The following is a 14,082-nucleotide window of genomic DNA, read 5'->3' on the forward strand; positions in this document are numbered from 1 at the left end:
AATGGGAACGGGAGGTCCGTCCATGACTTACGCCGCCATGCCCGAGATGATCCGCAACCTGACCCGCGAGGTGTTTGCCCTGTGGCGCCAGTTCGACTGGCTTCCGGAATGGGCGGTGATCGGCCTTGTGATTCTGGTCACGGTGGCTGCGGGCATTCTCTCCAACAGCATCGTCTTCCGCATCCTGACTTTTGTGGTCCGAAAGCGCGACCTGTTCTGGCGCGGGGTAGTGGCGAGGGCGCGGTTCAAGGTGCGGCTGGCGGTGCTGATCATCGCCTTCGCCCTGGCCATCACCATCTCGCCGCTGGACCCCGCCACCAGCGAGTTCATCCGCCGCACCCTGCTGTTTGCCTTCATCCTCGTCGTGGGCTGGATGGCCGTCGGGGTTATGGACATGTGGTCGGCGGTCTATCTGCGCCGCTTCAACATGGAAGCGGAAGACAATCTGGTCGCGCGCAAGCACGTCACCCAGACGCGCATCCTGCAACGGGTGGCGGCCGTGCTGATTGCGGTGATCGCCCTCGCCCTGGCCCTGCTGACCATTCCCGAGGTGCGCAACTGGGGCCTGTCCCTTCTCGCATCGGCCGGTGTAGTGGGCATCATCGCCGGCCTGGCGTTGCAGCCGTTCCTGACCAATCTGATCGCCGGCGTCCAGATCGCCACGGCCCAGCCCATCCGCATCGATGACGCCGTGATCGTCGAGGGCGAGTTCGGCAATATCGAGGAGATCACCTCCACCTACGTGGTGGTGCGGCTGTGGGACTGGCGACGCATGGTGCTGCCCCTGACCTATTTCATCACCACCCCGTTCCAGAACTGGACCCGCGACAGTTCGCGCCTGATCGGCTCGGCCTTCTTCTTTGTGGACTATGCCGCGCCCATCGACCGGCTGCGCGCGGCCTTCGACGCCATCGTCCGGGCCTCGCCCCAGTGGGACGGCGACGTCATGGCCCTGCAGGTCACCGACATCAGCGAGCGCACCCTTCAGGTCCGCACCCTGATGAGCGCCCGGAATGCCGGTTCCGCCTTCGACCTGCGCTGCGAGGTGCGTGAAAAGCTGATGGCCTTCATGCGCGATGAGTGCCCGGAAGCGCTGCCGCGCGAACGTTTCGCCGCCGAGGACGTCAGTCCGTCGGCTCAGGGCCATCCAGCTCAGACAGAAGCGCGCGACCCAGGCTGACCGCCGCCGCCGCAGAGGTGACGGCCTCAGCCTCCGACGCCGCTTCTCCACAGGCGAGGTCGAACAGGTCGCCCATGTCGCCGCCGGGGCTGACCGGAGCAGGCGGTGTGGAATCCGGCGTGGCCGGTCCCTCGGTCCCGTCCTCGGCCAGCGAAGCGAAATCCAGCCGGTCGCCGGTGCGCCCCGCGCAGTCGAACCGCCAGCGGGACCAGCCGCCCGCATAGGCCCGCCCGCCCGCCTCGAAGCCCGGCTCCACCACCTGAAGCGCCCGGATCGTCACGATCTCGCCCTCGCGCTGCAGGCTGGCGCGATCCGCGAATACGGCGAACCGCCCGACGCTGCTGAGGACCAGATCGTGCTCGATCAACTGGGGCGCGGGGGTCTGAAGGGCGGCGGCGAGAAGGATGGCGAGCATGGTCCTCGCCTAGCAGCGCACCGAACCACAGGCAAAGCGCCTTGGCCCTTCGCAGGCGGGATTGTGACGGCTATAGCCCTGTGATGATCGCGCGCCTCAGACCCGTCCCGTTCCATCTCGGCCCTGTCCATTTCGTCGGCATCGGCGGCATCGGCATGAGCGGCATCGCCGAGATCATGCTCAAGATCGGCTATCTGGTGCAGGGCTCCGACGCCAGGGCCAGCGCCAACACCGAACGGCTGGAGGCCCTGGGCGCCCGCATCTTCATCGGCCACGACGCCGCCCATGTGGGCGAGGGCGTCTCGGCGGTGGTCTATTCGACCGCCGTGAAGGCCGACAATGCGGAAATGGTCGTGGCCCGCCAGCGCCGCATTCCCCTCGTTCGCCGGGCCGAGATGCTGGCCGAGCTGATGCGGCTGCAATTCTCCATCGCGGTGGGCGGCACCCACGGCAAGACCACCACCACCTCCATGATCGCGGCCCTGCTGGACGCCGGCGATCTGGATCCCACGGTGGTCAACGGCGGCATCATCAACGCCTATGGCACCAACGCCAAGGTCGGCGACGGCGACTGGATCGTGGTGGAGGCCGATGAGTCGGACGGCAGCTTCCTGCGCCTGAAGTCCACCGTGGCCATCGTCACCAACATCGACCCGGAGCATCTGGATCACTACGGCGACTTCGACGCCGTGCGCCGGGCCTTCGTGGACTTCATCGAGAACATCCCCTTCTACGGCTTCGGCGTGGTCTGTCTCGACCATCCGGAGGTGCAGCGGCTGGTGGCCACCATCGATAATCGCCGCCTCATCACCTACGGCGTGAACCCCCAGGCCATGGTGCGGGCCGAGCACTGCGAAATGGGCCCCGACGGCGCCCGCTTCGACGTGGTGATCCAGGGCGCCGGCCTCGCCGCGCTGGAGGATCCCATCCGCATCAACGGCCTGCATCTGCCCATGGCGGGCTGGCACAATGTCTCCAACGCCCTCGCCGCCATCGCCGTGGCCCGCGAACTGGAGGTGGACGATGACGCCATCCGCAAGGGCATGGCCGGCTTCGGCGGGGTCAAGAGGCGCTTCACCACCACCGGCATCGTGGAGGGGGTCCGCATCGTCGACGACTACGGCCACCACCCGGTCGAGATCGCCGCCGTGCTGAAAGCCGCGCGGCAGGTGGTGGATACCGCCGCCGGCGGCAAGGTGATCGCGGTGGTCCAGCCGCACCGCTTCACCCGTCTGCGCGACCTGATGGAGGACTTCTCCACCTGTTTCTCCGACGCCGACACCGTGCTGGTGGCCGACGTCTATGCGGCCGGCGAGGCGCCCATCGAGGGCGTTGACAAGCATGCCCTGGTCGAGGGTCTGCGCCGCTATGGGCACAGGCATGTGATGCCGCTTGAAAACCCGGCCGCCCTGCCGCGTGCGGTGAAGGACGAGACCAGACCCGGCGACGTGGTGGTCCTGCTCGGCGCCGGCGACATCACCGCCTGGTCCTACGCCCTCCCGGCCCAGTTGGAGGCGCTGGCGTGAGGGCCCTGCCTGAGGTTCGAGGCAAGCTGCTGCGCGACGAGCCGCTGGGCCCCTACACCTGGTTCCGGGTGGGCGGAAACGCCGATGTGCTGTTTATCCCCGCTGATGCGGATGATCTGGCCGACTTCCTCAAGGCGCTGGACCCCGCTGTTTCGGTGCAGGTTCTGGGCGTGGGCTCCAATGTCATCGTCCGTGACGGGGGCGTGGAGGGCGTGGTCGTGCGTCTGGCCGGTCGCCCCTTCGGCGGGGTGACGGTGGAGGGCGACACGGTCACCGCCGGCGCCGGCGCCCTGGACGCCATGGTCGCCCGCGCGGCGGCGAAAGTGGGCGTGGCCGGGCTGGAATTCTATGCGGGGATTCCCGGGACCATCGGCGGCGCCCTGACCATGAACGCGGGCTGCTACGGCGCCGAGACCAGGGACGTGCTGGTCTCCGCCTGGGGCCTCAACCGGGCGGGCGAGCGGGTCGACTATCAGCTGGCCGACTTCGGCTACACCTATCGCCATTCCGAGGCGCCCGCCGACATCATCTGGATCGAGGCGGTCTATCGCGGTCGTCCTGACGACCCTGCGGCGGTGCAGGCCCGCATGAGCGCGATCACCGAGCGGCGCGAGACCACCCAGCCCATCCGCGAAAAGACCGGCGGCTCCACCTTCAAGAACCCCGAGGGCCATTCCTCGTGGAAGCTGGTCGATGACGCGGGCTGGCGCGGCAAGCTGTTTCAGGCGACGGGCGCCGGCGCGATGTTCAGCGATCTGCATTCCAACTTCATGATCAATCCGGGCGACGCCACGGCCGCCGACATCGAGGGTCTGGGCGAGGCGGTCCGCGCCGACGTTAAGGATAAATTCGGCGTCGACCTGCAATGGGAGATCAGGCGCATCGGGCGGCCTGCCTGAGCGCGGAGCTCGACCATGAACCGCCCGATCCAACACCTCCACGTCGCCGTCCTGATGGGCGGACTGTCCCCGGAACGGGAGGTCTCCCTGTCGTCCGGCCGCATGTGCGCCGACGCCCTCGAAGGGCAGGCTGCCCGCGTCACCCGCGTGGACGCCGGACGCGACCTGGCACAGGTCCTCGCCGAGCTGAAACCTGATGTGGCGTTCAACGCCCTTCACGGAGTCTGGGGCGAGGACGGCTGCGTCCAAGGCATCCTCGAGACCCTGCAGATTCCCTACACCCACTCCGGCGTGCTGGCCTCGGCCGTGGCCATGGACAAGGACAAGTCCAAGGCCGTGCTGCAGGCTGCGGGCATCGTGGTGCCCGGCGGCGGTCTGTTCGACCGCCACGACGTCGCCACGCGCCACGTCATCCCGCCCCCCTATGTGATCAAGCCCAATGCCGAGGGATCCTCGGTCGGCGTCTATCTGGTGCGCGAGGCTGCAGACCGTCCCGTCGCCGAGGTGGGCGAGCCCGGCTGGACCTATGGCGAACAGGTGATGGTCGAGCCCTTCATCCGCGGCAATGAACTGGCGGTGACGGTTCTTGGGGAAAAGGTCGGCCCCCGCGCCCTGACCGTGACCGACATCACCCCCACCAAGGGCTTCTATGACTATGAGGCCAAATACGCCCCGGGCGGGTCCCGGCACGTGCTTCCGGCCGATCTGCCGGCCCACGTGTTCGAGGCGGCGCTGCGGATTTCCGAGCGCGCGCACACCGCACTTGGTTGCCGAGGCGTGACCCGATCGGACTTTCGTTATGACGATCTTAACGACGATCTTGTTCTGCTGGAGGTCAATACCCAGCCCGGCATGACGCCGACCTCGCTCGCTCCCGAGCAGGCCGCCTTCACCGGGATGGCGTACGCAGATCTTGTACGGTGGATGGTGGAGGACGCCTCATGCCCGCGGTAGTGCGCGGCGGTCGGCGACAGAGTTCAAATCAGGCCCCCCGAAAGAGCGCTCCCAGGAAAGGGGCGCCGCGTCGGGGCGGTTCGCGCAACGCACCAAGGAACGCTTCCGGGACCCCCGGCAAGATGGCGGCCCTCGGGCGTCTGGACCTGTCGCCCCGCGCGGTGATCATCAGCTTCGTCGCCGGCGTCGTGCTGGTGGGCGTCGTGCTGTTCACCGGCGCGCGCGCTGATCGCATCGGCGCGTCCGTCTCCAGCGGCGTGAACAACCAGCTGGCCGGCATGGGCCTGACCCTGAACCGCGTGCACGTCACCGGCGCCTCCGACGAGGCCCGCCCCGCCATCCAGGCCGCCATCAACCTGACCCAGGGCCAGCCCATCACTGCCGTCGATCTGGACGCCGTGCGCGCCTCGGTGGAGCAGGTGGGCTGGGTCCGGTCGGCGCGCGTGGTGCGCCTGCTGCCCGACACCCTTGTGGTGTCCGTGGTCGAGCATGACCGGCTGGCTGTCTGGCAGACCGGCGGCCGCAACTATGTGGTCGACAGCGCCGGCCAGGTCATTCCCGGCGCCGACCCTGGCCGCTATCCGCGCCTGCCGCTGGTGGTGGGAACGGGCGCCGCCGAGGCCGCGTCGGACATCCTGCCCCTGCTGCGCCAGCGTCCCCGCCTGATGAGCCGCGTCGAGGCTCTGGTCCGCGTGGACGAGCGGCGCTGGGACGTGCGGCTCAGGGACGGGGGCGTGATCCAGCTTCCCGCCGCCAATCAGGAAGCGGCCCTGATCCAGCTGGACTCCATGGACCAGCGCGAACGGTTGCTGGACCTGGGTTTCGACCGTGTGGACCTTCGCGCCCCCGACGCCGTGGCCGTTCGCCCGGCCGGCGCGTCGGCGTGATTTTGTGAGGGCTTGAACACCATGTCAGGGCGCAGGACCGACCAAGAGCTTCCCATGAGCGCGCACAATCGCGCGCCGGTCGTGGCCGCCCTCGATCTTGGCCACGCCAAGGTCGCCTGTTTCATCATGAAGCCCGAAGGCGTGCGCCACGCCGACCGCACCGTGCGGGTCGCCGGCGCCAGCCACGTGCAGTCGCGCGGCATCAAGGGCGGCGCCATCATCAATATGGACGAGGCCGCCCAGGCCATCGGCCACGCCGTCGAGCGGGCCGAGCGGGCGGCGGGCGCCCCCGTGTCCGGCGTCATCGTCTCCACCGCCATCGGCCAGCTGGCCAGCCACCGGGTCCAGGCTCGCGTATCCCTTGGCGCCAATCCGGTCGGCGACGCCGATCTGGCCCGCGCGATCGCCATGGCCCTGTCCCAGGTGCGCCTGGCCAATCGCCGCCCCATCCATGTGCTGCCCGTCGCCTGGTCGGTGGACGGGGCCCGGGGCGTGCGCGATCCCCGCGCCATGCGCGGCGCCAACCTCGGCCTGGATCTGCTGGTCGTTTCCATGGCCGAAGGCGTGTTCGCCACCCTCAGCCACTGTCTCGAGCTGGCCCACCTGGACCTTCAGGGCGTGGCCGCCGCGCCCGTGGTGTCGTCCCTCGCCGCGCTGGAAGATGATGAGATGGACCTGGGCTGTGTCGCAATCGACATGGGCGGCGGCTCCACCTCGGCTGCGGTGTGGGGCGGACGCTCCCTGCTGCATGTGGAAAGCCTGAACGTTGGCGGCGACCACGTCACCGCCGACATCGCGCGCGGCCTGTCCACGTCCAAGGCGGGCGCCGAGCGGCTCAAGACCCTTCACGGCTCGGCCATGGCCTCGCCCAACGAGGATCGCGAGATGCTGGAGGCCCCGCCGCGCGGCGAGGAGCCTGGTTCCGGGCCTGTCATCGTGCCCCGCGCCATGCTCAAGACTGTCATCGCCCCCCGGGTTGAGGAGACGCTGGAGCTCCTGCGCGACCGTCTCAAGGCGTCCGGCCCCGGGCTGGAGCCCGGCACGGGCGTCGTCCTCACCGGCGGCGCCAGCCAGCTCAACGGCGTGCGCGAGCTGGCCGTGCGCGTATTCGACCGCCCGGTGCGCCTGGGCCGCCCTCAAAGAGCGCCGCACCTTGCCGACGCCGCTTCCGGCCCGGCCTTCTGTTCCGCCGCCGGGGTGCTGCTGCGCGCCGCCTACGGCCCGCGCGAGGCGGTTTCGGCCCGCAAGCTGATGTCGCGCCAGATCACCGCCGCCGACGCCCCCCGCGTCCACGCCGGCGGCTTCGTCGCCCGCGCCGCAGGCTGGCTGCGCGAGAATTTGTAGGGTCTATTCGGGGCAACGCTGCAGCGTTAACCTTTATCCCCTGCGATCGGCCCTTCGCCACGCTCTGGCCCTTTATTTTCAGCCGACTCACGTTAACGGGTAACCATCTCTTAACGTTGATGGTTCTTTCATTAACGCAGGGTTCGGGCCCATGTGATTCGCGGGGGTGTGTCGCGCAAAGGTCCCGGACAAACGGGTCGGAAGGTCGAAACGAAAATGTCGCTGTCGCTGGTCAAGCCGCAACACACTGAACTCAAGCCCCGCATCGTCGTGTTCGGTGTCGGCGGCGCGGGCGGCAACGCCGTCAACAACATGATCGACGCCGGCCTCGAAGGGGTCGAGTTCGTCGTGGCCAACACCGACGCCCAGCACTTGTCGTTCGCCAAGACCGACCGCCGCATCCAGCTGGGCGCCACCATCACGCAAGGGCTGGGCGCGGGCGCTCACCCCGAAGTGGGCATGAACGCCGCCGAGGAGTCCGTGGACGAGATCCACGAGCACCTGGAAGGCGCCCACATGATCTTCATCACCGGCGGCATGGGCGGCGGCACCGGCACCGGCGCGGCCCCCGTCATCGCCAAATGTGCGCGTGATCGCGGCATCCTGACGGTCGGCGTGGTCACCAAGCCCTTCACCTTCGAGGGCCGCCACCGCATGCGCCTGGCCGACGCCGGCATCGCCGAGCTGCAGCGCTACGTCGACACCCTGATCGTCATTCCGAACCAGAACCTGTTCCGGGTCGCCAACGAGAAGACCACCTTCGCTGACGCCTTCGGCATGGCTGACCAGGTGCTGCACTCGGGCGTGCGCTCCATCACCGACCTGATGATCCTGCCGGGCCTGATCAACCTCGACTTCGCCGATGTGCGCGCGGTCATGTCCGAAATGGGCAAGGCCATGATGGGCACCGGAGAGGCCTCGGGCGAGGACCGCGCCCTGCTGGCCGCCCAGAACGCCATCGCCAACCCCCTGCTGGACGAAACCAGCCTCAAGGGCGCCAAGGCCGTGCTGGTCAACATCACCGGCGGCATGGACATGACCCTGATGGAGGTGGACGAAGCCGCCAACGCCATCTCGGCCGAAGTGGACATGGACGCCAACTTCATCTTCGGCGCCGCCTTCGACCCGGCGCTGGAAGGCAAGCTGCGCGTGTCGGTGGTCGCCACCGGCATGGACGAGGAAGCCACCCAGTCCATCGAACCCCCGCAGCAGCGCCCGGTGGAGACCCCGCGCGCCCCGGCCATGCCGACCGCCGCCACCAGCTACGCCGCCGCCACCCGGCACGAGCCCATGACGGCCCGCGAGCCTGCGACGCCGTCCTATGCCCGCGAGCCGGTCCAGCCCGCCGCCCAGGCCCCGGCTCCGAAGGTCGACGCCGACCCGATCATCCGTCCGGCCCAGCCCGCCGCCGCTACCGCCGCCTTGGGTGAGCCCGAGCGCGTCATCGGCCGCATCGTCGACCCGTCGGTCGACGAGTATGAGGACGAGGCGTCCGAAACCGAGCAGGGCGATCTGTATTTCGACCGTCGCCCCGAGCCCGCCCCCGCGCGCCGCCCGGTTCCGCAACCGGCGCAGCCGGCCCAGTACGCGGACGACAGCCTGTTCGAGAGCCAGGAGCCCAAGCGCGGCTGGAGCCTGTTCGGCCGCGGCCGCCGGTCCCCGACCAGTCAGAGCTACCACCAGGACGCGCCGCCCCCGGCCGCGCCCCAGATGCGCCCGACCCACCAGGTCCAGCCGGTGGACCAGCCCCAGCAGACCCAGGCCGACGACGATCTCGAGATCCCGTCCTTCCTGCGCCGTCTGGCCAACTAATTCGTAACCCTCGCGATCCCTTGCGCCGCAAGGGTTTCGCGAAGGATCGAAACAATCCGAAACCCTGATTTCATTTACCCTTTGCAGCCCCGTCATTAACTGCATGACGGGGCGTAGACCGTCTTGTGACGGTTGCATAACGGGTATCTCGATTTGTTTGGACGCGACGATCATCACGAACGCACGCTGAGCGCGCCCGCCATTTGCGCGGGTGTGGGCGTCCATTCGGGCGAGCGCGTGCGTCTGGCCATCCGCTCGGCCCCCACGGGCACGGGTGTGGTGTTTGTGCGCACCGACGTCACCGACCGCGACAACCGCATCCCGGTGTCGGGTGCGGCGGTGGTCGAGGCGCGCCTCAACACCATGATCGAGAACGCCGACGGCGTGCGTCTGTCCACCATCGAACACCTGATGGCGGCCTTCGCGGCCTTGGGCGTGTCCAACGTCATCGTCGAGGTCGACGGCCCCGAACTGCCCATCCTCGACGGCTCGGCCCTGCCGTTCGTCCAGCTGCTGGACCGTGCGGGCTTCCGCCGTCAGCAGGCCCCGGTCCGCTACATCGAGATTCTCGAGCCCATCGTGGTGGAGGAGGGCGACAAGCGCGCCGCTCTGCTGCCCTGCGATCGCTACGAGATGCGCTTCGAGATCGATTTCGACTCGAAGGTCATCGGCAATCAGGTGGTGGACTTCGTGGTCGACGAGGCCACCTTCCGCGACCAGATCATGGCCGCGCGCACCTTCGGGTTCGCCCATGAGGTCGAGGCCCTGCGCCGCGCCGGCCTGGCCCGCGGCGGCAGCCTGGAGAACGCCGTGGTCATCGACGGCGACACCATCCTGAACCCCGGCGGGCTCCGGATGGAGCGCGAGTTCGTCAAGCACAAGGCGCTGGACGCCATCGGCGACCTCTATGTGCTGGGCGCGCCCCTGCTGGGCCGCTACGAGGGCGTCAAGGCGGGCCACGCCCTGAACAACCAGCTGGTCCGCGCCCTTCTGGCCGCGCCCCACGCCTGGCGCGAGGTCACCCGCGTCCCGGAACTGGCCCAGGTCGGCTAGTTCTCCCGGATGGAGGGGAGGGGAGGGGCCAAACCCATTGACCCCCGGCCTGTCCAGACCCTAAGCCCACCCCCATGCTGCAAAACATCGAAGCCCTGTCGCGTGAGGCCCGGTCGTGGCCGTTCGAGCAAGCCCGCAACCTGCTGGCCCACCTGCTCAAACACCGCCTCGACACGGACGGCGAGCGCGACCTGGCCGCGACCCTGATCGGCAAGAACAGGACGGACGAGGCCCTGGCCACGCTGCCGGCCCTCGCACGGCCGGTGATCTTCGAGACCGGCTACGGTCCCTCGGGCCTGCCGCACATGGGCACCTTCGGCGAGGTGGCCCGCACCACCATGGTCCGCAACGCCTTCCGCGCCCTCACCGGAGACCATTGGCCGACCCGCCTGATCGCCTTCAGCGACGACATGGACGGCCTGCGCAAGGTGCCCGAGGGCGTCCCCAACCCGGAGATGCTGGCCGAGGATCTGCACAAGCCCCTGACCCAGGTGCGCGACCCGTTCGGAACTCACGACAGCTTCGGCGCCCACAACAACGCCCGCCTGCGCGCCTTCCTCGACGGCTTCGGTTTCGAATACGAGTTCATGAGCTCGACCGAGGCCTATCGCTCCGGCCGGTTCGATCAGGCGCTGCTGATCCTGCTGGAGCGCTTCGACGCCGTGCAGGCCATCATGCTGCCGACGCTCGGCCCGGACCGCCGCGCCACCTATTCGCCCTTCCTGCCCGTCAGCCCGATCACCGGCCATGTGCTTCAGGTGCCGACGCTGGAGCGGCATCTGGATCGCGGGACCATCGTGTTCGACGATCCGGCGGGCGGCCGCACCGAGGTCCCGGTCACCGGAGGCCATGTGAAGCTGCAGTGGAAGCCCGACTGGGCCATGCGTTGGACCGCGCTGGGCGTGGACTACGAGATGAGCGGCAAGGACCTGATCGACTCGGTCAAGGTGTCCTCAAAGGTCTGCCGCGCCCTGGGCGGCGTCCCGCCCGAGGGCTTCAACTACGAGATGTTCCTGGACGAGGCCGGCCAGAAGATCTCCAAGTCGAAGGGCAACGGCCTGACCATGGACGAATGGCTGCGCTACGGAACGCCCGAGAGCCTCAGCTGGTACATGTTCCAGTCGCCCAAATCGGCCAAGAAGCTGCACTTCGACGTCATCCCGCGCGCCATCGACGACTACCTGCAGGCGATCACCAGCTTCGCGACGCAGGAGCCGCCCAAGCAGATCGACAACCCGGTCTGGCACATCCACTCCGGCGCGCCGCCGAAGGACGCCAGCCCGGCGTCGTTCTCGCTGCTGCTGAATCTGGTCGGCGTGGCCAACGCATCGAACAAGGCGGAGCTGTGGGCCTATTTCGCCCGCTACCTGCCCGACGCCACGCCCGAGAGCGAACCGGTGCTGGACCGGCTGATGGGTCATGCGCTGAACTATTACGAGGACTTCGTGAAGCCCACGAAGGCCTTCCGCGCGCCCACCGGGGCGGAGGCTGCGGCCTTCCAGGACCTGGCCGGCCGCCTGCGCGCCCTGCCCGCTGACACCACAGACGGCGAGATGATCCAGAACGAGGTCTATGCGGTGGGCAAGGAACACGATTTCCAGCCCCTGCGCGCCTGGTTCGCCGCCCTGTACGAAGTCCTGCTGGGCCAGAGCCAGGGCCCCCGCTTCGGCTCCTTCGCCGCCATCTACGGCCTGGACCGCACCATCGCCCTGCTGGAACAGGGCGCCCGGGGCGAACTGGCGCAATAACGTTCCTCGCTGGCGGGAATGTTACAATCGGTAACAAGCAAGTCAGCCGTCTTTTATCCTCGGGACCACAGCCCAACTATGAGGCGTCCGCAGTGTGCGGGTCGTGGCGGGTCTTCCGTCAGAGGAGGTTGAAATGGACGGTTCCCAGAGCCATGCAGAAGGCGGTGCGACCGCATCGCCCGACCAGTTGGCCGGATTTTTCACGCGCCTGGACCCCCTGCTTCAAGGCGGTGCAGTGGCCGCCCGGGACATCGACGAGATGCGCGCCATGGCGCGGGTCTACGACCTCGATCACGAGGCCGAACCCGAGGCCGTATGGGTCCGGCTGCGGGAGGTGCTGACCAAGTCCAGCCCGGCCCCGGAGGTGGTGTCTGAAAGCCGGATGCTGACCTTGCTGGTGGTGGAGGATGACCCGGACAGCGCCCAGTCACTGGTTGACGGCTTGACGGAGGCCGGCCACGCCGTCATCGGCCCCGTCGCGACGGCAGAGGCGGCCGCTGTCCTGGCGGCCCAGCATGCCATCGACGTGGCGTTGCTGGACATCAATCTGGGCGGCCCCGGAACCGGTATCGAACTGGCCGGTGATTTGACGAGGCGGTGGGGTGTCCCGTCAGTCTTCATGTCCGGCGACGTGACGCAGGCATCCCGCCATGCCGGCCTCGCGGCTCATATTCTGGCGAAGCCTTACCGGGTGGTTGATGTGCTCAAGGTGGTCCAGCTGGCCGCCCGTGACCGGGCGTAGAGCGGGGCGCTGCGGATGAACCCAATATAACCGCCCGCGTCTGAACCGCTTCAGGTTCGGGGGGCTAGCCTCTCCTTATCGACAACGATCGAAAAAAGGAGAGAGCGTCATGTCGAACCTGAAGTCTTCCTCGAAAGCCGCTCTAGCGGTGTTGATGGCCGGCGCCATGGGCCTGGCCGGAACCGCCTCGGCCCAGTCTTTCGGGCAGCAGCCCCAGCGTCCCATGGGCTCCGGGGTCCTCGGCTGCGACGCCCCCGGCGGCCGCCAGCAGGCCGGCGCCGTGATCGGCGGCATCCTGGGCGCGGCCCTGGGCACCCAGATCTCGCGCAACGAGCGGGAGCTCGGCGCGGTGGGCGGCGGCGTCCTCGGCGCAGCGGCCGGCTCCTACGTCGGTTGCCGCCAGCAGCGCGCCCGCCTCGACAACTACAACGCCGGCTACAATAACGGCCATGCGGAGGCTGCGGCCCGGGCCAACGCCTATGTGGCCACCAGCAATCTGCGCATCCGCTCCGGCCCCTCCACCGGCCACGGCCAGATCGGCTCCATCGGCGCCGGTCAGAGCTTCCAGGTGGCCGGCTCGCAAGGCCAGTGGCTGCAGCTCGCCGGCGGCGGCTACGTCCACTCCGGCTACGTCCGCCGCGCGTACTGATCCGACATCTCCTCCCCGCCCAGGCGGGGAGGGGGACCGCCCCGGCGACTCAGCCGGGGTGGTGGAGGGGGCCGGCCGGGATTTTGGCGTATGATCTCTGGATCCTCCCGCCCGCGCCGCCCCCTTCGTCACGGGCGCCAAGTCGCGCCCGCGCGCCATCTCCCCATCGTTCCGATGGGGAGGAGAGGATATCGGCCTACTGGCTGACCCAAAGGATCCGCGCTATCCAGTCGATGTCCCGCGGGTGCAGGGTGCGGGGCGGATGGGCGGGATTGATGGAGCCCAGCTCCACCCGCGTGGCGGTCAGGCGCGTGACCTCCTTGGCCATCACCTCGCCGCTGGTGGTGCGCACCACCACCCGGTCGCCCTTGCGCACATCGGTCACCGCCCGATCCACGATCACCACATCGCCTTCGCGGTACAGGGGCGTCATGGAGTCCCCGCTGATCTTGAGGCTGAAGCGTGCATCCCCGGCCGCGGGCAAGAGGGTGCGGTCCCAACCCTGTCCGGTCGGATAGCCCGCGTCGTCAAAGAAGCCGTCCGCCCCCGCCTGGGCCATGCCCAGCAGCGGCACGCTCTCGGCCGAGGCCGCGTCCCGCGCCAGCCGCGCAAAGTCGCCCAGGCTGACCCCCGTCACGTCCAGCGCCCGGGTCAGGCTCTCGGTCGACGGCCAGCGCGGCCTTGGCGGCTCACCGGGGCCGAACCGCTTGGACCGGTTGAAGCTTGTGGGATCCAGCCCCGCCGCCCGCGCCAGCGCCGACGGCGTCATGCCCTGCCGCGCCGCCAGCGCGTCCAGACCTTTCCAGAGTTGGGCATGCGTCAGCGGCAAGAACGATCTCCGAATCGCTCGCTTTTAGCATGGGCTAGGAATTT

Annotated in this window: 13 protein-coding genes; 11 read left to right on the forward strand and 2 right to left on the reverse strand. The window is 68.7% G+C overall.

Annotation, left to right across the window (positions count from 1 at the left end; genetic code table 11):
• Positions 1–22: 22 nt before the first annotated feature.
• Positions 23–1,180, forward strand: a complete 1,158-nt coding sequence (locus ACK4SE_RS01040; protein ID WP_409687451.1) for a mechanosensitive ion channel family protein — start codon at positions 23–25, stop codon at positions 1,178–1,180.
• On the opposite strand, the gene ACK4SE_RS01045 is transcribed toward ACK4SE_RS01040, so the two are convergent.
• On the reverse strand, positions 1,125–1,595 hold the full coding sequence (locus ACK4SE_RS01045) for a surface-adhesin E family protein (protein ID WP_409687454.1): 471 nt from the start codon (positions 1,593–1,595) through the stop codon (positions 1,125–1,127). The two genes, ACK4SE_RS01040 and ACK4SE_RS01045, sit on opposite strands and share 56 nt — an antisense overlap.
• An 83-nt stretch (positions 1,596–1,678) precedes the next feature.
• On the opposite strand from ACK4SE_RS01045, the gene murC reads away from it, so the two are divergent.
• The 10 genes from murC (at position 1,679) to ACK4SE_RS01095 (ending at position 13,209) form a co-directional block, all read left to right on the forward strand.
• A complete protein-coding gene (gene murC / locus ACK4SE_RS01050; protein ID WP_409687457.1) occupies positions 1,679–3,121 on the forward strand; it encodes a UDP-N-acetylmuramate--L-alanine ligase in 1,443 nt (480 codons plus the stop codon).
• Positions 3,118–4,020 (forward strand): UDP-N-acetylmuramate dehydrogenase, encoded by a 903-nt coding sequence (gene murB / locus ACK4SE_RS01055; RefSeq protein WP_409687460.1) that lies wholly within the window; start codon positions 3,118–3,120, stop codon positions 4,018–4,020. Before murC ends, murB begins: the two co-directional genes overlap by 4 nt.
• Positions 4,021–4,035: 15 nt before the next feature.
• Positions 4,036–4,974 carry a D-alanine--D-alanine ligase gene (locus tag ACK4SE_RS01060; protein WP_409687464.1) on the forward strand — a complete coding sequence of 313 codons (939 nt, stop codon included), beginning with the start codon at positions 4,036–4,038 and terminating at the stop codon, positions 4,972–4,974.
• A complete protein-coding gene (locus tag ACK4SE_RS01065; protein WP_409687467.1) occupies positions 4,962–5,861 on the forward strand; it encodes a cell division protein FtsQ/DivIB in 900 nt (299 codons plus the stop codon). The genes ACK4SE_RS01060 and ACK4SE_RS01065 overlap by 13 nt, the downstream gene beginning before the upstream one ends.
• Before the next feature lie 54 nt (positions 5,862–5,915).
• The gene (gene ftsA, locus ACK4SE_RS01070) at positions 5,916–7,205 is read left to right on the forward strand and encodes a cell division protein FtsA (RefSeq protein WP_409687470.1); all 1,290 of its coding nucleotides are present in this window, start codon (positions 5,916–5,918) and stop codon (positions 7,203–7,205) included.
• 216 nt (positions 7,206–7,421) lie between these two features.
• The gene (ftsZ, locus tag ACK4SE_RS01075) at positions 7,422–9,017 is read left to right on the forward strand and encodes a cell division protein FtsZ (RefSeq protein ID WP_409687473.1); all 1,596 of its coding nucleotides are present in this window, start codon (positions 7,422–7,424) and stop codon (positions 9,015–9,017) included.
• A 153-nt stretch (positions 9,018–9,170) separates the two neighbouring features.
• Positions 9,171–10,070 (forward strand): UDP-3-O-acyl-N-acetylglucosamine deacetylase, encoded by a 900-nt coding sequence (gene lpxC, locus ACK4SE_RS01080; protein ID WP_409687476.1) that lies wholly within the window; start codon positions 9,171–9,173, stop codon positions 10,068–10,070.
• A 74-nt stretch (positions 10,071–10,144) separates the two neighbouring features.
• A complete protein-coding gene (locus ACK4SE_RS01085; RefSeq protein ID WP_409687479.1) occupies positions 10,145–11,818 on the forward strand; it encodes a lysine--tRNA ligase in 1,674 nt (557 codons plus the stop codon).
• A gap of 133 nt (positions 11,819–11,951) precedes the next feature.
• The gene (locus ACK4SE_RS01090; RefSeq protein ID WP_409687482.1) at positions 11,952–12,560 is read left to right on the forward strand and encodes a response regulator; all 609 of its coding nucleotides are present in this window, start codon (positions 11,952–11,954) and stop codon (positions 12,558–12,560) included.
• Between the two features lie 109 nt (positions 12,561–12,669).
• On the forward strand, positions 12,670–13,209 hold the full coding sequence (locus ACK4SE_RS01095; RefSeq protein WP_409687485.1) for an SH3 domain-containing protein: 540 nt from the start codon (positions 12,670–12,672) through the stop codon (positions 13,207–13,209).
• A 196-nt stretch (positions 13,210–13,405) separates the two neighbouring features.
• Here ACK4SE_RS01095 and ACK4SE_RS01100 read toward each other — a convergent pair whose 3' ends face one another.
• Positions 13,406–14,038 carry a S24 family peptidase gene (locus tag ACK4SE_RS01100; RefSeq protein WP_409687488.1) on the reverse strand — a complete coding sequence of 211 codons (633 nt, stop codon included), beginning with the start codon at positions 14,036–14,038 and terminating at the stop codon, positions 13,406–13,408.
• Between the last annotated feature and the right edge of the window lie 44 nt (positions 14,039–14,082).

Source organism: Brevundimonas sp., from assembly GCF_046293315.1.
Classification (GTDB): Bacteria; Pseudomonadota; Alphaproteobacteria; order Caulobacterales; family Caulobacteraceae; genus Brevundimonas.